Genomic DNA, 21,073 nt, shown 5'->3' with positions numbered 1-21,073 from the left:
GACCTCCATCAGCGCGTCGAACCGGCGCGCGTCATCACCTGCGAACGCGGCACGACCGCGTCGCCGCGACGCAGACCGGCAACCCGCTGCCAGCTGCCGGCCACGCCAGCGCCCACGCGGCGACCGGCGAGCCGCCGCAGTGAGTCCCACCGTCCGCCGGGCTGCCCCTGCATGCCGTCGAGCAGCCCGCGGCCGAACTCATGCGCGGACCGTCTTGTTGTGCCCATCCCCCATCGGATCGCACCGCTCACGACGCCATAGGTGCTGAGCCCGACGCCGCTCGCCAGCCCCGCCGCGATCGGCATGACCTGCCGCATGACGAGGAAGACCAGGGCCGCGGTCATGCACACGCGCGTGCTTTCCGCGATGGTGATGCCGCTGCCGGCCGCCGAGGCGGCTGCGGCGTACGCCTTGAGGACGGAAAGCAGCAGCGCCGCCGTGAACAGTGTCAGGACGCCGACCAGGGCATAGTTCGCGAGCTGCGCCACCCAGGACTCGAAGAAGCGCTTGGTTGCGTCGAAGAACAGCATCGCGATGAAGAGCGGCCCGAGCGCGAGCAGCACTGCAAGCGCGACCTTGGCCAACGCGAGCATGAAGGCCGTGACCACCACGGCCAGTCCGACGAGCAGGTAGATAAGGAAGCCCGCGATGTAGTACGCGAAGTTGCCATCGAGGATGCTGCCCTTGTTGAGCAGATGCTGCGCCGCCATGCTGCCATCCATCCATACCTGGTCCACGAGGCTGACCACGCTCGGCGCCCCGATCACCGCGGCGGCGAGCTGGTCGGGGGCGGTGTAGAACGTGTTCGTGATCACGTCGTTGTAGGCCCAGAGCCGGAGGCCGACCCCGAGAACGAGGGCGATCAGCAGGATCCGCCGAACGCCTTCCCAGACCGGCTCCTGGATGCGTCCGGTCAGGCTCAGGAAGCCCCAGATCATGACGTGGACCGTGGCAAGGGTGACCGCGGCGGGCTCGAGCGCGGCGGCCACGCGCGCGGTGTTGGTACCGATGTAGTCCGCGACCTGCGCATTGAGCCAGGCGAAGAACTGCGCAAAGAATCCCATGGCCGCTCCGCTACTTCGCGCCGCCGAGCGGAAGCGGCACAGGCTTCAGATCTCGAATGTCGCCAATCCCTTCCAATCGCCGACGTGTCAGTTCATCGGCGCGCTCGTCGGAGGTTGGCACCGCGACCGAAGAGGCTGGCGCGCATGCACTCGGATCCACCCCGGATCGGTGCTGCAGCGCGACGTAGGCCGCGCCAGTGCCCGCAACGGCAGCAACCACGCCGAGCAGGATCCATGGAGTCTTCGGCATCATCTGCGCCCTCCCGGTTTCAATAGTGGACGACCGGAAGCGTCTTCACCGAGCCGATATCAGCGGCCGCGCGCTCCCGCAGCCGTTGGCGGCGCATGGCCTCCTCGGACCGCGCCATCTGGTAGAGGCTCTGCAGCTTCGTCTGCTCGTTCGTGAGCATGGCCTGCTCGGACTGGATGCGGGCCTGGAGGTCCGCAATGGCCTTGGGGTCTTGGGCACTGCCGATATGCCGGATCAGCAGCTGGAGTGCGGCGAACCGCTCACTGGTGTTCTGGTACGCGGCACGGGTCATCCCGCCGAACATCGCGGATGCCTGGCGTCCCTGTTCCACGACCTGGCGCATCTCGGGACTCAGCGCCTGCATCTGAGGGTCCGACAGGATGCTGTTGGCCTTCATGATTGCTTGCACCTGGTCGGCGATCCCCGCGTAGCTCCCCGGGGTGCCGCCGAGCGTGTTCATCAGCTCGCCGTGGCTTGCCGGCAGGTAGTTGCGCGCCGACGCCGGTGTCGCCAGCAGCTGCTCCATGCCGCGGCCACCGGTCATCGCCTGGTAGGTCTGGGTCAGTTGGTCCTTCGACTGCTGCAGCTGCTCGTACTGCTTCTGCATGCCCGAGAGTTGCTGCTGCCAGGCCATGAGCTGTTGTGCGAGGCTCGCCACCGCGGCGAAGTCGATCACGGGCATGCCGGCGCGCGCGTGCAGCGGTGAGAGCGCCGCCGCGGCGGCGAGCGAGAGAGCGATCAGGGGTTTGCGCATGGTGGATCTCCTTTGAACGAAAAGAAGGTGGCAGATGCGGGGCTGGCCACTGCGGCGCGGAAGTGCGGCAGCCATTGCTCGGGACGGGGACCGTGCCGGTCGATGAGCTCGCGCATGAGCCGCACGTTCGCCGTCCGCCCCGAGATCACATGCAGAAGGTCGTCGAAGCCGTGCAGGTCGAGCTGCGCCACGACGCTGGCGTGGCCCTGCTTGATGAGGAACTGCCGGGAACCCGGCTCGAGCTCTTCCTTGAGAAGTGCGAACTCCCGCTCCGTGAGGTTGAAGCCCTCGGTGTATTCGCGGTGGTCCGCCTCGGGGTTCGGAAAAAGGATTTTCGTCGGTGTCTGCTCGACGATCGCGCGCGCGATGCCGGAGTCGAGCACATGGCTCGTGCTCTGGGTGAACGTGACGATGTTGGCGTTCTTCTTGCGCCAGGTCTCGAGCCCGTTCTTCGCGAAGTGTGCGAACGCCGGGTCCGCGAGCAGCTTCGCGAACTCGTCCATCCAGCACACGAGGGGCCGCCCGTCGACCATGCGATCGACAAGGTGGAACAGGTACATCGTGAGCGGCGCGCGCGCCACGTCGTTGTCGAGGAAGTCGGTCACATCGAACCCCACGAGCGAATGGCGCCCGAGCAGCGGCGCGACCTCGTCGCGCGCGTTGTCGAACACCCACGCGTACTCGCCTGCCTCCGCAGCACACCATTTCCGAAGCCGCGCGTGCACTCCCTCGGAGTCCGTCACGTCAAGGAACGAGACCAACCGCGACAGCCGGCGGAACCGGGCTTCCAGGCCGAGCGTGCCGCGCAGCGCCTGGTCGAGGTCGTCCTCCTGCCGAGCGTTGAGCACCTCCTTCGGCGAGCGCAGCACGAGCCGCCGCAGCCACTGCCGCATGAACTCGACGTTGTCTGCGACCGCAGCGTCGAGCTGCAGCGGGTTGCAGCCGGTCGGCACCCCGTTCTTGAGCGGCAGGTACTGACCGCCGAGCGCCCGCACGAGGATGTGCAGGCCCTCGTCCTTGTCGAAGACGACCTGCGTCGCATCGAAGCGGTTGTGGATCGCCACCATGCAGAAGCCGAGCAGCGTCGTCTTGCCGGTACCGACGGGGCCCACCCCCGTGACATGTCCGACGTCGCGCCGGCTGCCGCCATCGGCGCGCCGGGGGTCGCTCGCATGGAGCGAGAAGTAGTACGGGGAGCCGGCGCGCGTGACGAGCATCGCGAGCGCCTCGCCCCAGTAGTTGCCGACTGCACGGCCCGTCGGAAAATTGTGGAACGGCGACATCGCCGCGAAGTTGCGGCTCGTGACCGGCGCCTTGCGTGTGCGGTACGCGAAGTTGCCGGGAAGCTGCGCCCAGAACGCAGCCTCGAGCGCGAGGTCCTCGCGCGCCACCACCATGCCGGTGTCGCCGAGCAGATAGCGTGCACGCGCGACATGGTCGTTGAGCTGCTTCAGCCGCGCACGGCCCTGCGCGTCGCCGACCCCGTCGTCGCTATCGGCGAGGACCTGCAGCGTGAGATGGTGGTCCCCGACGACGAAGCGGTTGCTCATCAGGTCGTCGAGCGCATCCTTGAGCTCGTCGGCCTGCGACACCGCCATGTCGCCGGCGGCAGCCATGCGGTTGAACTGGCGCCCCACCATGTCGGTGGCGGTGGCCTTGCCGAGGAAGGTGAAGCTCTGGGTCAGCACGAAAGCGAACGGGGCGGTGAGCAGCGCGGCGAACATGCCCGGCGCGGTCGGGGTCGGATATTCCTTGATCCCGAGGAAGGCGCCCACCCGGGTCTGCGTGCCGGTGCGGTACTCCATCGCCTCGTTGCCGAAGAAGGGGCGGCTCGTCGCGAGAACCTCGTCGAGCGGTGCGCGCGGCAACGGCATGCGCTGCCACTCGCCGTTGATGAGCAGGCCGTGGAACTCGAGCAGCGATGAATAGCGCGTGTGGCGCTCGGGCCGGAAGTAGACGCCAAGCGGTTCCGGATCGTAGCGCTCGAGCGCGGCCAGCAGCTCCTGGCGCTTCTTCGTGCATTCCTCGAGCGAGTCCTCGAGTTCGGCGCGCTCCGCGTCGGGATCGGCCTTCTTGAGGAACCGCAGGGCCGCATGTCCGATCCGCGTGGGCTGGGGACGGAATACGAGCGAGAGGTACAGCTCGTTGACCATCAGGCGCTCGCCGGCGATCTTGCGGCGGTAGCGTTGCTCCACCTCGGCGGCAAAGCCCGGGAGTGTTCGCCCGTGCGGATATCCCGTCTCGCGCCGGCGGATCACGTGCGTCCAGAGCGCCAGGTTCGGCGAGGCGATGTTGCGCCAGAGGATGTTGAGGCGCTCGTGCCAGCCGTTGAGATCTTCGTCGTCGGCGCTTTCGAAGCTCGCGCCACCCAGGCGCAGGGTCTGTACATAGTCGCCCGCGCGCGTCTTCGCCACATGCGTGTCGAGGTGGGCGAGCAGAGGGATCATGGACGCAGCGCTTGCTTCGCGGCGGAGCAGGCGTTGGTTCCTCAGCAGCGCAGGCATGGCGCGCGCTCCTGCTAGATCCGGACGCCATCCGGCGGACGACGCCGGCGGCCCCGTGCGTCGGGCAGGTCGAGCACCAGCGGGCTGTAGGAGCTGGCCCGCCAATGGCGCAGGTTGCCCGCAAGCCATGCCGGGCAGCGGGTCCGCCCCCAGAGCTGCAGCAGGTCGAAGAAGCGGGGTTCGTGCAGGCATAGCAGATAGAGCAGCCCATGCAGCGGCAGAAAGGCCAGCAGCCATGCCAGGTTCTTGGTCACGATGAACGACTCGGCGGTGACCACCACATTGAACATCATGGCCGAGTACGTGACGCCCCAAACCATCGAGGGCCGCGTCATTCCGACGAAGAGCGTGTCCGCGACAAGACCCTGGTTGCGGTCCATGGCTGCCTCGCCTGGGTTAGACGCCGAACATGCCGCGGATCCACGAGACGATCTGGGGTCCGCCGAAGACGAGGACGGTGCCGATCACGACGCCGACCATCCACCACCAACTGATCCGGCCGAACCAGGCCATCACGCCCGCGACCATGACCGCGACGGCGGCGAGTGGCGTGAGTATCGCGACGAGCTGTGTCTGTGTTGCGGCGGCCCCGGTGGCGAACGGGCTGCCCGCAAGTGCAAGACACGGTGCGAGCAGCGTGAAGACCAAGCACCTGCGCAGGATCCGCCGCCATGGACGCTCTCTGCCGACCGGACGGACGACCTCAACTGTGCTGCGCAACGAACGACCGTTGCGAGAAGGCTGTTCGAGCCGCACCCGTTGCGAGCGCACGGCCGCCGCGAGGCGGGCACCGTAGGGCGCAGGACGCCGCCGGCGCGCAGGGAATGGGATGGCAGCGCAGGTGTGGGAGCGGGTCAAGGCAGGCATTCGGAACTACTCCTTGCTTTCATCGGAAACCAGCGACGCAGCGGCACCTCCACGCCGGGGGCGGCCGTACACATCCCACCACGCCGGCCGCGGGGATCCGGCCGCCGCGCGCCCGCGCGCTGCCGTGTCCTTCGAGGTGCGCGGCGAGCGCTCAGTGGCCGCGGCGATCTCGCGCTCGAGCGCGTCGATGTCGCGCATGGCGCGCAAGCGCTGCACTTGGGCCTCCTGTGCGCCCGCCGCATCCCCTGCCGAGAGACGTTCGGCCTCGCGCTGCGCGAGCTGCGCCGCGAGCGCTTCGGTACGAGCGAGCTCATGGCGCAGGATGCGAACCCGCTCGTCGTCACGCGATGTCTGCATGGACGCGTCCACCACGGCAGTCGCCCCGGGCCGTGCGGGCACGATGAAAAGGGCGAGGCCCAGGCAGGCTGCCAGTGGCAGCCACCCCAGGGATTTCGCTGGCCTGGCGGTGCAGTGCAGCTCCCGAGCTTGCATGGCGAATGCTCCATTCAGTGCGGTGCAGCGCCACGGGGAGCCATGGGCACTGCGAACGAACAATCTGAACGAAGACACGACGCGCGCCGGCCAGGAGCGACGATCCGCGCCGCCCTGGAGTCCGCAAGCATGTCTTCGATGCTTGGATGGGCGGCATGGTAGGACCGCGGGCCTGGGGTGCCACTATCAAAGTTGAGAGTGGCTCGTTCGCGTGCTATCGGCTACATCACCGGAGGAAATCTTCACCGATCGAACGGAGGTCATGGATGGGCGTGATCGTCTTCAGCAACCAGAAGGGTGGGGTCGGCAAGTCGACCCTGAGCGTGCTCTACGCGCACTGGCTGGCCGAACGGCAGGCCATGCGGGTGTGCTTGATCGACCTCGACACCCAGTGCAACAGCTCGAAGTCGCTCGGACGGTTCGCGAGCGGCGTGGAGGCCCGCGCGCTGTTTTCACCCGAGCCCCTCGCCTGGTCGAGGCCGGAAGGTTCTGGCATCACGCTGCTCGGCGGCAGCAAGGCGCTCGCGGACATCGAGCTGTCCGAGCCCGAAGGGGTCATCCCCGCCTTCTGCGGGCACGTCGCCGTGCTTGACCATGTGTTCGATTGGGTAGTGATCGATACGCCGCCCGCGCTGGGCCTGCGCATGAGCGCTGCGCTCATTGCGGCCGACAGCGTGCTGTGTCCGATCGAGCTCGAGGAGTACAGCATCGACGGCGTCACCGACATGCTCAAGACCGTCTTCGGCGTGCAGCGGCGCTACAACCCGCGGCTGCGGCTTGCAGGCATCGTGGCCAACCGCTTCAATCCGCACTCCGTGCGCCAGAAGGCGGCGCTGCAGGAACTCGTATCGAACTACACCGAGTTCGTGCTGCCGGCGAAGATCTCTACGCGCTCGGCCATTCCTGAAGCTCTCGCCGAGGGCGTTCCGGTGTGGAAGCTCGCGAAGAGCTCGGCGCGGGAATCCGGCGCCGAGCTGCTCACGGTATTCGACTTGCTCTGGCAGCGCATCGCAAGCCCGTGCGCGACGGAGCCCGACACGCGGGCGCACGCACACGGGGATGGAGGTGTGCCGTGAGTACGGCGGGCGGACTGGATTTGAGCATGCTCGCGCAGTTCAAGGCCGGCGATCTCCTCGCCGAGGCGGTGCCGGCGCACGCAGGCGCGCCGATGCAGGTTGCCCTGTCGCTGATCGATTTCGATCCGGCACAGCCGCGGCGCACGGTGGACACGCAGACGCTCGCCGAGCTTGCGGAATCGATCCGCACGCACGGCGTGCTGGAGCCGGTGTCGCTGCGTCATACGCAGGGCGCGACGGGGCGGTACGTCGTCAACCGCGGCGAGCGGCGCGTGCGCGCCGCGCTCAGCGCGGGTCTGACGTCCATCCCCGCGTTCCTCGACGCACGCATCGATCCATACGCCCAGGCCGCAGAGAACCTGCACCGCGAGAACATGTCGCCCTTCGACCTCGCGCGCTTCATCGCCGAGCGTGAGCGCGAGGGGCACACGCGCGCGGAGATCGCGCGCAGGCTGAACAAGCCGCGGTCCTTCATTTCCGAGGCGGCGGCGCTGATCGGGGCGCCTGCGGAGGTGCGCTCGGCCTTCGATTCAGGCCGCCTCGGGACCGATTTGCGCGTGATCTACCAGCTCTCCCTGGTAGCAAGGACCGACCCGGAGAAGGCCGCAGCACTGCTCCAGGGCAATGGTTCCATCACGCGCGGCACGGTGGAGGCGGCGCTCGGGCGCACGAGTGGCGGTCGGCCGCTTCAGCCGTCCATGCCGTCCGCCAACGTTCCCATCCGGCCCGTTCATGCGAGCAGTGGCGGCCGCACAGTGCTGGTGGTCGAACACAAGGGCCGGCGAGGAACGCTCAGGCTCAAGGCCCGCGACAACGACATGGCGGAAGTCCGCTTCGGCGATGGCTCCAGCGACTGCGTGAGGCTCCAGGAACTGCGGCTCGTGTGCTGGGCCACGGAAGAAGAGTCGTCGCGGCGGCCGTAAGCGGCAAATGCAACTGGCGAATATGTGAACTTTCTCCTTCTTTTTAGAAGGACGCTCACTTACAGTCGCGCCATGATGAAAAGACGGTCCACATGCTCTCGCTGATTGCGGAGCTCAAGACGTTGCAGTGCCGCGCGAACCATGGCGGTCGGATGGAGGTGCCGCCACCCAGCAAAGAGGGCGAGCACGAGACGCCGAGATGTCCTACCCGGCAGCCGTCTTGGTCCGCGACTCCTTCTTGTACCGCTTCATCAAGGAGCTCATGAGTTCCGAGGGGTCTACCTCAAGTCCGTTTTACAAGGAGATAAGACTGGTCAATGAAAGGCTGGGCGTGGCCGTTCGCTCGCGTTGTTCGATGTGCTCGTGAGCGGCCTGCAGATATGAGTAATAGAACGATGCAGCTCGTGGTCGAAAACCCGGAGGTCGGCTTATGCCGATGCGGTGATTGGCGGCGGCATTCTCCGCACATAACGCGGCAAATATTGCGGTTACGGCGAATCCCGTGTTTAATCTCCGCATGTTTTACGGAGAAAACCTCTACCTTTGGGAGGCGGGCGACTGGCCTGATTGGCGCTACGACCTACCAGCACTGACCAAGCCTCTGACCGAGGTCAGCCGCGCCCAGGGCATGCTGCTCGGGCGTCTGGCCGACGTGGGACTGGCGCTGCGCGGGCAAGCCAGCCTTGCCGCGCTGACCGAAGACGTGGTCAAGACCAGCGAAATTGAAGGCGAGGTGCTCGACGTCGAATCCGTGCGCTCGTCCATCGCGCGTCGCTTGGGTGTAGACATCGGCGCGGTCGCGCCGGTGGACAGGCATGTTGAAGGTGTCGTGGAGATGGTGCTCGACGCCACTTCCCGTAGTGCCGAACCGCTGACCGTCGCGCGCCTGTTCAGCTGGCATGCGGCGCTCTTTCCGACTGGGTATTCGGGCATGAGCAGAATCTCCATCGGCCGGTGGCGCGACGATGCCGATGGGCCGATGCAGGTGGTGTCTGGCCCGGTGGGCCGTCGCAAGGTTCACTACCAGGCGCCGCCCGCCGCTGTGCTGTCCGGCGAAATCGCGAGATTTCTGTTGTGGGCGAATGAGGACGCCGGCGAACCGGCGCTCATCAAGGCAGGCCTCGCGCACCTGTGGTTTGTCACGCTGCATCCCTTCGATGACGGCAATGGGCGCATCGCGCGCGCAGTGGGTGACCTGTTCCTCGCCCGCGCCGACGGCAGCCCGCAGCGCTTCTACAGCCTCTCGGCGCAGATCCAGCGCGAGCGCAAGGACTACTACGACGTGCTGGAGCGTACGCAGAAGGGCACGCTCGACGTGACCGGCTGGCTGTCTTGGTTCCTCGGCACGCTGCAACGCGCCATCGCTAGCGCGCAGATCACGCTGGATCTCGTGCTCGCCAAGGCGCACTTCTGGCAACGCTGGGCGGGCGTGCCGTTGAACGAACGGCAGGTGAAATTGCTCAACCGCCTGCTCGACGGTTTCGAGGGCAAACTCACCAGCAGCAAGTGGGCCGCCATCGCCAAGTGCTCGCCGGATACTGCGTTGCGCGATATTACGCAGTTGCTGGAGCTGGGCGTGCTGAAGAAATCACCCGGCGGCGGGCGCAGCACCGGCTACGAGCTCGCGGGCCACTAGGCCACGGAGACCGTCGGAGGCGAGGCCGACTGCCAGGAGTACTTGCGCGGTGGCGCGGCGCATCCGCCGGTCAGTCTTCTGAAAGTGCGCGAGCGCCCGGAGGTCAAGCGCCAGCTGTCGGGTGTTGATTCCATCGGAGGCCGGCGGTCATGCCGCTATGAGAGATCGCTGGTCCTGCCCTCGGGATCACTGCCTACCCAGCCTTGCGGATGATGCCGACGGATGGCAGCGCACGCCCGGGAAAAAGTCTCAGCTCAACAAAAAAAGGAGCTGCCATGGCCCAGTACGGCGTCAATCCCCCGGTCGGCGTGGTCGAAGCGTCGACCTCTCAGAGCGGTGTGTCCTGGGGCGCGATCTTCGCCGGCGCCGCAGGCGCCGCGTCGCTCTCGCTCGTCCTCCTGCTGCTCGGTACCGGGCTCGGGATGTCGTCGATCAGCCCCTGGTCGAGCCAGGGCGCCAGCGCGGCGACCATCGGCATCGCCACGATCCTCTGGCTTTCCTTCATGCAGCTCGCGGCCTCAGGCCTGGGCGGCTACCTGGCCGGCCGGCTTCGCACCAAATGGGCCGGCATCCACACGGACGAGGTCTTCTTCCGCGACACGGCACATGGTTTCCTTGCATGGGCCGTGGCCACGCTGCTGACGGCGGGGCTACTGAGCTCGGTGGTGGGCTCGATGCTGGGCACGGGCGCTCAGGCGGGCGCCACGGTTGCAGGCGGTGCCGCCGCGGCTGCGACGGTGGCTGGCGCGGGCGCCGGTGGATCGCAAGCGGCGTCGAGCAGCGGCCCCGGCCCGATGGGCTATCACATCGATGCGCTGTTCCGCCAGGAGCCGCGCGGCGCTGGCTCCGTGCCCCCGGTGGCCCCCGCATCCGCCGCACCCCCGGTACCCGCGGCACCCAACGAGGCGAGCACTGCCTCCGCATCGCTGCCCGTCGCCACGACGGCGCCGCCGCCCCCGCCCGATGCGGCAGCGGCCCACGCGGAGATCGGCCGCATCTTCGCGAACGGCATGCGCGATGGCGCGCTGCCCGCGGAAGACACGCGCTACGCAGCCCAGCTCGTCGCCCAGCGCACGGGCCTGAGCCAGCCCGAAGCCGAGAAGCGGGTCAACGACATCTTCGCCAAGGCCCGTGCGGCGCGCGACGACGCGCAGGCGAAGGCCAAGCAGGCCGCCGATGCGGCGCGCAAGGCGTCGGCGTACGCCTCGCTGTGGATGGTGGTGTCGCTCTTCATCGGCGCCTTCGTTGCGAGCTTCGCCGCCACGTATGGCGGGCGCCGTCGCGACCTCTGAAGAAGCCGTTCGATCAATCACAAGGAGATCACCATGCCTTCACTTCTGCTCTGGTTGCTCGGGGTTCCGATCCCCGTGATCATCCTGCTCGCCATATTGTTCTAGGCGTTCTGGGCAAGGGCGCGGCAATCGGCGCTGCGCTGGCGTTCTCCAGCGATCGCGACGAGCCCTTGACCATCTGCCAGAACGACCTACTGCGCCGGACCGACTTCATGCCGCTCGGATGGGCAGCCGGGGCTCCCGCGCGGCATCAGCGGCAGCGCTCTGCTCGATCGACCTCGTCGCGGGCGAACGCGCCCGCGGCATGGAACCCATGATTGAACGTGCGATCCGATGAGCGAAGACGACATCACGCAATACATCATCGAGTCACTCGGCGGCGGCCACTTCCAGGTCGCAGACGAGAACACCTTTCTCCTCCACGGCACCGACAACAGGTTCCCCTTCGCGACCATCGTCACCAGGGACGACGAATTCGACAGTGCCTCCAACCTCAACCGATCGGGCGTCTTTCGCCTCAACATCGGCATCGACAAGGAAACGTTTCGTGCGCTGTTCGGCGCACCGAAGGCTGCCGGTGTGGACTTCACCGCGCTCGACGAACTGATGCCCCATCCGCTCTACGCGAAGATGTACTGGATCAGCGTGATCAACCCGAGCGAAAAAACGTTCGGCATCGTCAAGCCGTTGATCAGCAAGGCCCGCGCCCTTGCGGCCGCAAGGGACACGCGCTAGTACTAGCCTTCAATCGCGGCACAGGCAAGAAAGCCCGAACCTACGTGGCTTCGCTCGATTCGCATCTCACGCGCCGCCTTGTCTATATCTTGCCTGGGCCAGCGCCTGCTGCCGCCGGTACTCGGCCGGCGCCATGCCGAGGTTGCGCACGAAGGCCCGCCGCATCACCTCGTGCGAGCTGTACCCGCACTGCGCAGCGATGGCCTTGAGTGGGCGCGTGCTTGACTCGATCAGGCGGCATGCCGCATCGAGCCGGATCTGCGCGACGGCACGCGCCGGCGTGAAGCCCGTCGTGCGCCGGTAGTAGCGCGCGAAGGTGCGCCAGGACATCAATGCCTGGGCCGCCAGCCGCTTCACGGTGAGCGGCTCGCGCAGATGCAGCGTGATCCACAGGTGCAGCTGTGCGATGCGCTCCTCGCGCGCAGGCCGCTCGATCAGCATGCTGCGAAAGCCCGAGGGGGCGTAGGCCGCGCTGCCCGGCGCAGGCAGCCGCGCCGCGATGGCCTCGGCCCAGCGTCTTCCATGGTCCTGCTCGATCCACGAGAGCGCCACGTCGATGCCTGTGGCGCAGGTGCTAGAGACCCAGCGGCTGCGGTCCGCAGCCGCGGAGCCGGTGTGGCGGGCCTCGGGGCTCCTCGCGCCAAGCCGGGCCGGGGGCGTGCGCACGGCTTCCGCGAGAAGCTGCAGTGCCGCCGTCCCGAAGACGGCCCCCCGTTCCACATGTGCCTGATGGCGTGCGAGCCATTCGCGAGCGCGTGCCCAGGCCTCGCGCTGGAAGGTTCCGGTTGCTGCGCCGGGACCGGCGGCGACGACAAGTGTCTGCGGAGGTTTGCCCAAGTGCCGCGGCAATGCTGCTGCGGCAATGGCAACGCCGCTCGAGCTCTGCACCGCTTCGCGTTCCGTACTGATCAGCCGTACATGGTAGGGGCCTGTGCAGGCGGTCATCTCGGCGAGGCCGTTCGCGATCTTGAGCACCTCAAGTGCGCCGCTGACTTCCAGCAGCGAAAATCCGGGGAGCAGCAGGAACGAGACCGTGTGCATCACTGGTGGGCAATGTTCCCCTCATGGAGCGGTCGCGGCCCGGCAGTGTCCTGGAAGGCCGATTCGATCGGCCGTTGCCGTGTCGGAGCGGGACAGTCTCCCAATTGGCAGAAATCGTGGTGAATCTGTGGGCTGCGCACGCAGCCAGCTTCTAGACTGCGCCGATCATAGTTGTCGAACGGCATCAGTGGCCATGAATCCCAGTGCGTCGCTCCGACCTCCACGCCAGTCCTGCGGCCGTGCGTTGGGCCCGCCATGGCGGCCCCGTCGCGAAGGCACATCGCCAAGCCACGGGCGCGGAGGCGCCGCATGAAAGATTGGACGCAACGGGTGCTTGCGCGGCTCACCAGGGCGAGCGATGCGCACGGCGCATTCGAGCAGATCACGATCGCTGCCAGGCACCTGGGGTTCGAGCATTGCGCCTACGGAATCCGCATGCCGTTCCCGTTCACTCGGCTGAACATCCAGATGTTGAGCAACTACGACCAGGGATGGCGCCAGCGTTACATGGATGCGGGTTACGTGGAGGTGGACCCCACCGTCGTGCATGGAACGCGCAGCCTCCAGCCGGTGGTCTGGAGCGACAAACTCTTCGGCAAGGCACCGCAGATGTGGGATGAGGCCCGATCGTTCGGCTTGCGTGTCGGCTGGGCTCAGTCGGTCTTCGAGCCCGACGGGCGCGTCGGTATGCTGTCGCTCGCGCGCTCGAGCGACCGGCTGACAAAGTCGGAGATGCGCGCGCACGACCCGCTGCTCAGATGGCTGGTGAACACGGCTCACTGCGCGCTCTCGCCGTACCTCGGCAGGAGCCCACTGGCCGACATGGAGCCGTTGACTGCGCGGCAGTGGGAGGTGATGCGCTGGACGGCCGACGGCAAGACCAGCGAAGAGATCGCGGCCATCCTCAACATCTCGACAGCGACGGTCAACTTTCATGTCAAGAACGCGATGGCAAAGCTGCGGGCCAACAACAAGAACGCGACCGTGGCGCGCGCGGCGCGCCTGGGCCTACTTTGAAGCTCGCGGCGGCGCTCAGCGGGGCGCGCCGCGAGCGGGCCTGCGCTGCCGCCGCCGGCGCGCAGATCGTCTCGCCCGGTGGGCACCAGCGCGCATCGACATCGATGAGGCAGGCCATCAGGTACTGGTCACCGATTCGCAGCGGCGGCGCGACGCGTCGCGGAGTCAGGCCGGCCCTGCGCAGGATCCTTTCGATTCCGACCGGTGAGACGCTGACCAGTTGCCGTGCGCGCTGCCTGGCGACGACGCGCATCGCCCGCGCCAGCAGCGCGAGCGCAGTCGAAGGCACGTCGGCACCACCGCTTTCTCGACGGGCTGCGCCGAGGTCCACAGCGGCGAAGCGCGAGAGTTCCCATACGCGGGGACTGTTCGGCGCCGGCGCACCGCCCAGCAGTTCGGGAAAGACGGACGCGAGCAGATAGGGGCGCTGCGTCGAAAGCAGCCTCGCCGTGCCGACGATGGCCCCCGCCGCGTCGCGCGCGATGAGGTACCAGGTGTCGGGACGATCGAACTGGTCCAGTTCCAGACGGCCACGCGTCGGCAGGTCCCAGCCTAGCTTCTCCACGAAGACCTCGTACCGGTAGCGGGCCATGTCGGAGAGCAACTCCGACGGCAATTGCTCGGGCGTTCCAGCGATGATGTCCATGGCGTCCCCTTTCTGCGTGAGGCTGCATTACATCGGGATGACAGCGGCGCCGGCACTACCAATGTTCATAGTGCCGGCGTGGCTCGGCGCGGCGCGACGGGAGGCGAATCCGATGCCGTGCCGTGCTCGGATCAATCCACGCACGCCACGCCGCGGCGCCTGCACATTGCATGAGATGAACAAGCATCACTGCCGCGCGTCTCCGGCAGCCTCGGCCTCCGAGGAGGATGGATGATTTGAGACCTCCTGCAAGGCCGCTGCAGATCGGGGTCTCTGTTGTTCCACATGCAAGCCTTGATGACAAGGCCGGCGAAATGAATCATCTATCGCCGGCATTCGCTTTCGTCCATGTACCGGGCACATACCGGACCGTTGAGTTGATTCCGCATGACGCACGCCGCGCATTGGCGCCCGACCCGCAGCCCTGTTCGAAACTCTGTCAACAAGACCACCATGACACACATTGCTCTGTGCGCAACCTCACCACCGGACCGCCCGAAGGGTGCGTCCGGTTCCGGCTCGACCACTGCACCGGACGATGCCCAGCGCCGGCTCGAAGACATGCGGTCGGAACTCGATGCCATCGATGCCCGGCTGCTCGAGAACCTGCGACAGCGGCTCGAGATCTGCACGAGGATCGGATTGCACAAGAAGGCCCATGCGATCCCGATGCTTCAACCGGCGAGGATCGGGTTCGTTCATCTGCGGGCGGCGGCCTTTGCCGCCGTGCATGGCCTTCGGCCGGGCTTCGTGCGCGCCGTCTACAACCTCGTCATCGCGGAAAGCTGCCGGCTCGAGGACGAGATCTGCCGCGCGCGGCGGAGTGCCTGATGGCGCCGGTCCGACAAAAGGCTCACGCTACCTTCGCACGCCACTCGCGCAGGCCAAGCGACGCAGGGACGCATTGAATCCGATGGCACGCAAGCAGGTGGCATCGCCCTTTCCCACCGCCCGGCCCCTCAGGCTACCGGCGTCGTTGCTTCAACGCGCTCGTGCGCCAGCGCTGCCTGCACGCAGCGCCCCGGCGTCGCGCATCGGCGCACAGATCAAGGCCCTGCGGATCGCCTCGGGTGCCTCTGGCGGCGAACTCGCGCAGAACGCCGGCATCTCCCGGTCCATGCTTTCTCGCATCGAGCGCGGCCTGGTGTCGCCTTCGGTCGAGACGCTCGATCGCATCGCGGGTGGCCTCGACGTGTCGATGTCGCGCTTTTTCTCCGACCAGTTCGACCGCACCGACTTCTGCCATGTGCCGGCAGGCACGGGCATTCGGATCGACCGCATCGGCGCCGTCGCCGGCTACGGCTACGAGCTGCTCGGGCATCTGCTGTCGGGCAACCTCTTCGTCGAACCGTACCTCGTGCGTCTCGAAGAGGAGGCCGAGCCTTACGTGAGCTTCCAGCATCCCGGGCTCAAGTTCCTGTACATGGTTTCGGGGCGAGTGAGCTATCGCTATGGCGCCAAGGTGGTCGAGCTCGGCAGCGGCGACTCGCTGCTGTTCGAGGCGAGTGCGCTGCACGGCATCGAGGCCATCCATGAACCGCCCGTCGCCTACCTCAGTGTCGTGTTCTCGCTGCGCGACTGACCTTCCGTCGGCTTTGGAAAGCCCCTGGATCGTGCCGCTGCACTGTCGCTCCAAGAGGGTTGCAGCGGTGTCGCTGCGCGCGCAGCCAAGCGACGCGCCTCAGGTTGCGTGCAGTGTCTCGTGGCGATTGGCTCCGTCGTGGACGACGAGGTCAGGGATCACGAGCGGGGCCCCGCAGGTACCCGCTGGCTCAATTCCCCCGGTCATGATGGCTCCAGAATGCCGCACAGGCGCCTGCCACCGCGATCAGCACGATGCCGCCGATCGCGCCCAGGTCCGGCACTTCGCCCCAGACGAAGTAGCCCAGCAGCACGGCCCAGACGATGATGCTGTAGCGAAATGGCGTGACGATCGACAGGTCCACGCCACGGCAGGCTGCAATGAGCGCGTAGTTGCCTGCTGCGGCGCATGCCGCGGCGGCAGCGAGCGCCGCAAGCTCATGAGGTTCCAGCGCGCGCCAGTGCTCCCCGAGGCCCATGAGGCCGCCGACGATCGCGACCGCCAGCGTGGTGGCGCTCGCGATCGCCGCCGAGGGGATAGAGGCGGCCATGCGCCGGGTCACAAGGTCCCGAGCGGCGAGGGAGACGGCGCACAGGAGCGCGCAGACGATGCCGACGGTCGGAACGTCGACCTCCAGCGATGGCCTGACGACAAGCAGGGTTCCCGCAAGACCGGTTCCTGCGGCGAGCACGCGCCATTTGCGCCATGGCTCCCATCGCAGCGCCATCGCGGCCATGGCAATGAGCAATGGTGCGGTCATCATGAGCGATGTCACGACGGCCAGCGGCACCAGCGAGAGCGCGACGACGGAGGCGAGCGCCGTCGCCACCTCCAGCGCGCACCGCACGCCCATGACAGGCTGCAGGAGGTGATGCCAGCCGCCCCACGCGCGGGCAGTGGCGGAAATCACCAGGACGCTCGCAAATGCGCCACGTACGGCAAGGATCTGCCCCGGAGGAAGCCGGTCGGCGATGAGCTTGACGAAGGTGTCGTTCGATATGTAGCACGCCATCGCTACAAGCATGAGGGCCACGCCCCGGCGGTTCGCCGCCGCGCTAGCCACGGCCGGATGGCGGGTCGTTTCCGGCCTGTTCCGCGTCGTCCGGAGGGGCCGGACCGAGCGACGGACCCCCCGCGCGTTCGTCGGGTGGGGATGTGCCCGGCGTCGGCCCCAGCGGGGCGCCGCATTCCCGAAGTGCGTCCCAGGGCGCGCGGGCCTTGAGGACGATCTCGTCGACCTCCTCGTCCGGATCGGACATCGCGACGATCGCGCCGCCCGCGCCGATGGAGACGAGGCCGTTCGCAACCACGATCGTGCGGATCACGATGTTGAGCTGGGCGGTGCCGTTGAGCGAAAGATAACCGAGGCTGCCGGAGTAGATGCCGCGCGCGGCGCCCTCCAGCTCATCGAGGATCTTCATCGTGCGTACCTTGGGCGCACCTGTCATCGAGCCGCCCGGGAACACGGCACGCACGCATTCCACTGCACCGAGGTCTTCGTGCAGCCGTCCCCTGATCGTGCTGACCAGTTGGTGGACCGTGGCGTAGGTCTCCACTTCGAACAGGCCGGGCACGTGCACGCTGTTGATCTCGCAGACGCGGTTGAGGTTGTTGCGCAGCAGGTCGACGATCATCAGGTTTTCCGCGCGCGTCTTCTCGTCGGCGAGAAGCGCCTCGGCGAGGGCGAGGTCATCCTCGGGCGTCGCGCCGCGCGCCGCGGTACCCTTGATGGGCCTGGAGTCGACCGTCCTGTCGCTGCCGATGCGCAGGAAGAGTTCGGGCGAGGCGCAGAGCACAACGTAGCCGCCCGTGCGCAGGTAGGCCGCATAAGGCGCGGGATTGCGTGCGCGCAGGACGCGGTAAACCGCGAGCGAGTCGATGCGACCTTCGCCGACGAGCTGATTGGTCAGGCAGACCTCGTACGTCTCGCCTTGGAGGATCTCGTGCTGGCACCGCAGGATCAGGTCGCGGTACGAGGGTAGTTCCACCTGCCACCGAAGCTGCTTCAATCCCTGTGCACCACCCGTCGGCGGCGCCTGCCGAGCGGCCTCCTGCATGTCCGCGGGCGACGCACGCGTGAGCAGTTCGTGCATGGTGTGCATCCACCTGAGGTTGTCCTCGCACGGCGTGCCTTCGTCGAGACAGACGATCCAGATCTGCTGCTCGGCATGGTCGAACGCGAGGAACCGGTCGGCCATGAGCCACACCGCGTCCGGCGTCGTGGCGTCATGCCGGTACTGACCTTCGAGTTCACGTTTGAGCTCGTAGCCGAAAAAGCCCACGTAGCCGCCGGCGAACTCGAATGGCAGACTCGGTCCCACGGGCGGGGAGTTCGGCAGATGGTCACGCAGATAGTCGAAGATGCTTTCGTTGCGCGTCTGCACGACGGCTCCCCGGCGTATCAGGAGTTCGCGTGGAGCGGTCCAGTAGGTCAGCACCTGGGCATGAGGTCCCGACGCATCGCCCATGAACGAAAAGCGCGCCCGTCCTGGCTCGGCCAGGCTGCTGTCGAGCCAGAACGAGGTCTCGCTTTGGGAGAACGCGGCAATGAACACGCTTTCCGCGCGCGCCGCACTGTCGATGCAGTCCGCGTGCAGCGAGAAAGGTCGTGACAGGCCGGCGCGCGAACCGGGCGCGACATGGCCTACTGCCTCGCGCCGCGCGAGTTCGGCACACCACTCTTCGCTCAGCTCGAGGAAGTTCCGCAGCAGCCTGGCACCGAATTCCGTGCAGATCGACTCCGGGTGGAACTGCACGCCCCACCAGGGGCGGGAGATATGGCGCAGCGCCATGAGCGTGCCGTCCGCGGTCCAGGCCAATGGCTGCAGCGACGCGGGCAGCTGCGTGACGGCGAGCGAGTGGTAGCGCACCGCCTCGAAGCGGTCGGGAATGCCGCGAAACAGGTCACGTTGGGCATGGGAGACGCGGTCGAGTCGCCCGTGCATAGGGCGGGCCGCGAGGTCGACCGTGGCGCCACAGTGGTGGGCAATGGCCTGGTGGCCGAGGCAGACGCCGAGCACGGGCTTGCACGAGCGCTGCAGCGCATCCGCGGAGATGCCCAGGTCGGCGGGCCGCTGCGGGCGTCCCGGACCCGGCGAGATCACGATGTTGTCGAATTCCAGCCGTTCGACTTCGTCCCAGCTCATCTGGTCGTTCTTCACGACCAGCGGAACTTGCCCGCTGCACGCGGCCAGGTACTGGAAGAGGTTGTAGGTGAACGAGTCGTGATTGTCGATCAGCAGCGTGCGCATGATGGGTCCTTCCGCCGAAACGTCACATGGTTCGTTGCGGCGTGGTCCCGGGCAACTGGCAGTGTTGATAGGTGCGAGGCGCAGCCCGGCCGTCAGAACGGGGGAGCACGGCAGATCGGCAGCATGGGAGCACGCTTTGATGCGCTTGCGCCGGCTTGCAGCTTCGGTCCAGTGTCGAGACAGCCGGATCGCAGCGCCGGACTGCCCGGACGCGTCGAACAGATCCGAGGACCTGGATGACCACCGGGCCGGGCAAGTGCTAGCCCGAACCGAAGGCGCAGGCGCAGGCGAGGCCGAGGGAGATGCGGTATGCGTGCCTGGAGCGCAGCCACGGCGAGGCGCAGACCTACACGCGCCCATCGCCGACCGACGTAGCTTGCCGCAATCAGGAGCTGCGACATGAACAACGATCCGCTTTCGACCCAGCCGAGCGATGGGGCCGCTTCGCAGCCACATTCGCCGGCACCCGCGCCCCCAAAGACCGAGAGGCGATCTCCGACGCGCGAGGACAGCGAGGACATCGACGTGTCGGAGTCGACCGGCGGCAGTGCGCTCGAGGAAGAGGCAGAGCGAAACGGCGGCCGGGATCCCGGCTGATCCGGCAGGGACCGGGACGGGCGATTCGCGCTCACAATGCGCAGGGCCGGGCGGACAGCAGGGTGCGCTGCCCGCGAAGAACGTGCCAGCTGCAATGAAACTCCCCGATCCAACCTCTTCCTCTTCACTTCCCGAACCCGCTCGTACCGCCCGCCGCCCCGGCGGGCCGTTCGAAGTGCTGTGGGCCTTCTTTCGGCTCGGCCTGACTTCGTTCGGCGGGCCGATCGCGCACCTCGGCTACTTTCGCACCGAGTTCGTCGAGCGGCGCCGCTGGCTCGACGACCGCAGCTATTCCGACCTGGTGGCGCTGTGCCAGTTCCTGCCCGGACCCGCAAGCAGCCAGGTGGGCATGGCGCTCGGCCTCTCGCGCGCCGGGTGGCTCGGCGCGCTGATGGCCTGGGCCGGTTTCACGCTGCCTTCGGCCTTTGCGTTGATCGCGTTCGCTTACGGCATCTCGCGCTACGGCAACGTCGCCGCCTCGGGTGCCGTGCACGGGCTCAAGGTGGTGGCCGTGGCGGTGGTCGCGCAGGCGGTCTGGGGCATGGCGAAATCGCTGTGCCCCGACCGGCCGCGCGCCGGCCTCGCGATCTTCGCCGCGCTGCTCACGCTGCTGCTGCCGTCGGCGCTCGCCCAGGTCGGCGCGATCCTCGTCTGCGGCCTGATCGGCTGGTGGTTGTTGAAGCAGTCGCAGTCGCAGGCGCCGAGCCACATCGGCTATGGCGTGACGCGGCGCGCCGGCGTCGTCGCGCTGGCACTGTTCGCCGTGCTGCTCGTGGGGCTGCCGCTGCTGGCCGCGGCCAGCGGCTCCTCACTCTGGGCGCTGGTCGACGGCGTCTACCGCGCTGGTGCGCTGGTCTTCGGCGGCGGGCATGTGGTGCTGCCGCTGCTGCAGTCCACGCTCGTGCCCGCCGGTGCGGTGAGCAATGCCGACTTCCTCGCGGGCTACGGCGCGGCGCAGGCGGTGCCTGGCCCGCTCTTCACCTTCGCGGCCTACCTCGGGGCCGTGATGCAGGGGCCGGTTCCGGGCTGGGCCAGCGGAATGCTGTTCCTGGTGGCGATCTTCCTGCCGGGCTTCCTGATGGTCGTGGGCGCCTTGCCGTTCTGGGATGCGCTGCGCCAGCGCACGTCCGTCCAGTCGGCCATGGCCGGCGTCAATGCGGGCGTGGTCGGCATCCTGCTGTCGGCGCTCTACGACCCGGTGTGGACCGGCGCCATTCACGGCCGCGCCGACTTCGCGCTGGCGCTGGCCGCCTTCGGCCTGCTCGTCTATGCGCGCCTCTCGCCGGTGCTCGTGGTGGGGCTTGCGGCGGCCGCCGGGTGGCTGTTCTTCGGCTGACGGCCCCAGG

At 67.5% G+C, this 21,073-nt stretch carries 20 protein-coding genes and 1 pseudogene; 10 read left to right on the top strand and 11 right to left on the bottom strand.

The features are described 5' to 3' along the window. Positions 1 to 8: 8 nt before the first annotated feature. From AC3A6G_RS14685 to AC3A6G_RS14655, 7 genes are read right to left on the bottom strand one after another with little or no spacing between them, the layout of a single operon-like run. On the bottom strand, positions 9 to 1,064 hold the full coding sequence (locus AC3A6G_RS14685; protein WP_487860177.1) for a TrbL/VirB6 family protein: 1,056 nt from the start codon (positions 1,062 to 1,064) through the stop codon (positions 9 to 11). Between the two features lie 10 nt (positions 1,065 to 1,074). Beyond that, the gene (locus AC3A6G_RS14680; protein ID WP_487860178.1) at positions 1,075 to 1,317 is read right to left on the bottom strand and encodes a hypothetical protein; all 243 of its coding nucleotides are present in this window, start codon (positions 1,315 to 1,317) and stop codon (positions 1,075 to 1,077) included. Positions 1,318 to 1,333: 16 nt separating this feature from the next. Beyond that, on the bottom strand, positions 1,334 to 2,068 hold the full coding sequence (locus AC3A6G_RS14675; protein WP_487860179.1) for a TrbJ/VirB5 family protein: 735 nt from the start codon (positions 2,066 to 2,068) through the stop codon (positions 1,334 to 1,336). After that, positions 2,053 to 4,572 (bottom strand): VirB4 family type IV secretion/conjugal transfer ATPase, encoded by a 2,520-nt coding sequence (locus AC3A6G_RS14670; protein WP_487860180.1) that lies wholly within the window; start codon positions 4,570 to 4,572, stop codon positions 2,053 to 2,055. Before AC3A6G_RS14670 ends, AC3A6G_RS14675 begins: the two co-directional genes overlap by 16 nt. A 14-nt stretch (positions 4,573 to 4,586) precedes the next feature. After that, positions 4,587 to 4,952 (bottom strand): VirB3 family type IV secretion system protein, encoded by a 366-nt coding sequence (locus AC3A6G_RS14665; RefSeq protein ID WP_487860181.1) that lies wholly within the window; start codon positions 4,950 to 4,952, stop codon positions 4,587 to 4,589. A gap of 16 nt (positions 4,953 to 4,968) precedes the next feature. Further along, positions 4,969 to 5,439, bottom strand: a complete 471-nt coding sequence (locus tag AC3A6G_RS14660) for a TrbC/VirB2 family protein (protein ID WP_487860182.1) — start codon at positions 5,437 to 5,439, stop codon at positions 4,969 to 4,971. A 6-nt stretch (positions 5,440 to 5,445) separates the two neighbouring features. Then, positions 5,446 to 5,796, bottom strand: a complete 351-nt coding sequence (locus AC3A6G_RS14655) for a hypothetical protein (RefSeq protein ID WP_487860183.1) — start codon at positions 5,794 to 5,796, stop codon at positions 5,446 to 5,448. Positions 5,797 to 6,197: 401 nt separating this feature from the next. Between AC3A6G_RS14655 and AC3A6G_RS14650 the strand changes: the two genes are divergently transcribed. From AC3A6G_RS14650 to AC3A6G_RS14630, 5 genes and pseudogenes are all read left to right on the top strand, one after another. After that, a complete protein-coding gene (locus tag AC3A6G_RS14650; RefSeq protein WP_487860184.1) occupies positions 6,198 to 7,007 on the top strand; it encodes a ParA family protein in 810 nt (269 codons plus the stop codon). A 26-nt stretch (positions 7,008 to 7,033) separates the two neighbouring features. After that, positions 7,034 to 7,576 (top strand): annotated as a pseudogene (locus tag AC3A6G_RS14645) (ParB/RepB/Spo0J family partition protein); the annotation flags it as partial. 871 nt (positions 7,577 to 8,447) lie between these two features. Further along, positions 8,448 to 9,566, top strand: a complete 1,119-nt coding sequence (locus tag AC3A6G_RS14640) for a Fic family protein (protein WP_487860185.1) — start codon at positions 8,448 to 8,450, stop codon at positions 9,564 to 9,566. Positions 9,567 to 9,841: 275 nt separating this feature from the next. Continuing rightward, positions 9,842 to 10,858: a hypothetical protein gene (locus AC3A6G_RS14635; protein WP_487860186.1), complete on the top strand. Its 1,017-nt coding sequence runs from the start codon at positions 9,842 to 9,844 to the stop codon at positions 10,856 to 10,858. Between the two features lie 333 nt (positions 10,859 to 11,191). After that, positions 11,192 to 11,593: a DUF6194 family protein gene (locus AC3A6G_RS14630; protein ID WP_487860187.1), complete on the top strand. Its 402-nt coding sequence runs from the start codon at positions 11,192 to 11,194 to the stop codon at positions 11,591 to 11,593. Positions 11,594 to 11,659: 66 nt separating this feature from the next. Here AC3A6G_RS14630 and AC3A6G_RS14625 read toward each other — a convergent pair whose 3' ends face one another. Continuing rightward, positions 11,660 to 12,634: a GlxA family transcriptional regulator gene (locus tag AC3A6G_RS14625; protein ID WP_487860188.1), complete on the bottom strand. Its 975-nt coding sequence runs from the start codon at positions 12,632 to 12,634 to the stop codon at positions 11,660 to 11,662. Positions 12,635 to 12,943: 309 nt separating this feature from the next. Here AC3A6G_RS14625 and AC3A6G_RS14620 point away from each other — a divergent pair, with 309 nt between their 5' ends. Further along, complete coding sequence (locus AC3A6G_RS14620) at positions 12,944 to 13,651, top strand: autoinducer binding domain-containing protein (protein WP_487860189.1); 708 nt, start codon at positions 12,944 to 12,946, stop codon at positions 13,649 to 13,651. Here the strand turns inward: AC3A6G_RS14620 and AC3A6G_RS14615 are convergent. After that, positions 13,572 to 14,297 (bottom strand): acyl-homoserine-lactone synthase, encoded by a 726-nt coding sequence (locus tag AC3A6G_RS14615; protein WP_487860190.1) that lies wholly within the window; start codon positions 14,295 to 14,297, stop codon positions 13,572 to 13,574. The two genes, AC3A6G_RS14620 and AC3A6G_RS14615, sit on opposite strands and share 80 nt — an antisense overlap. 387 nt (positions 14,298 to 14,684) lie before the next feature. Between AC3A6G_RS14615 and AC3A6G_RS14610 the strand changes: the two genes are divergently transcribed. Beyond that, on the top strand, positions 14,685 to 15,128 hold the full coding sequence (locus tag AC3A6G_RS14610; RefSeq protein WP_487860191.1) for a chorismate mutase: 444 nt from the start codon (positions 14,685 to 14,687) through the stop codon (positions 15,126 to 15,128). 145 nt (positions 15,129 to 15,273) lie between these two features. After that, entirely contained in the window at positions 15,274 to 15,879 is a 606-nt protein-coding gene (locus AC3A6G_RS14605; protein ID WP_487860192.1) for a helix-turn-helix domain-containing protein, read from the top strand. A gap of 190 nt (positions 15,880 to 16,069) precedes the next feature. Here the strand turns inward: AC3A6G_RS14605 and AC3A6G_RS14600 are convergent, their stop codons facing one another. Both AC3A6G_RS14600 and pabB read right to left on the bottom strand, forming a co-directional pair. After that, positions 16,070 to 16,912, bottom strand: coding sequence for a DMT family transporter (locus tag AC3A6G_RS14600; RefSeq protein WP_487860193.1), 843 nt, complete (start codon positions 16,910 to 16,912; stop codon positions 16,070 to 16,072). A gap of 22 nt (positions 16,913 to 16,934) precedes the next feature. After that, positions 16,935 to 19,130 (bottom strand): aminodeoxychorismate synthase component I, encoded by a 2,196-nt coding sequence (gene pabB, locus AC3A6G_RS14595; protein WP_487873931.1) that lies wholly within the window; start codon positions 19,128 to 19,130, stop codon positions 16,935 to 16,937. 399 nt (positions 19,131 to 19,529) lie between these two features. Here pabB and AC3A6G_RS14590 point away from each other — a divergent pair, with 399 nt between their 5' ends. Both AC3A6G_RS14590 and chrA read left to right on the top strand, forming a co-directional pair. Continuing rightward, positions 19,530 to 19,727, top strand: a complete 198-nt coding sequence (locus AC3A6G_RS14590) for a hypothetical protein (protein ID WP_487860195.1) — start codon at positions 19,530 to 19,532, stop codon at positions 19,725 to 19,727. Positions 19,728 to 19,821: 94 nt separating this feature from the next. After that, positions 19,822 to 21,063 carry a chromate efflux transporter gene (gene chrA / locus AC3A6G_RS14585; protein ID WP_487864943.1) on the top strand — a complete coding sequence of 414 codons (1,242 nt, stop codon included), beginning with the start codon at positions 19,822 to 19,824 and terminating at the stop codon, positions 21,061 to 21,063. Positions 21,064 to 21,073: the final 10 nt, after the last annotated feature.

Source organism: Variovorax sp. Soil_C_26 (assembly GCF_057657075.1).
Note: the sequence above shows the minus strand (reverse complement) of the source record. Positions and strands in the feature narration are given on the sequence as shown.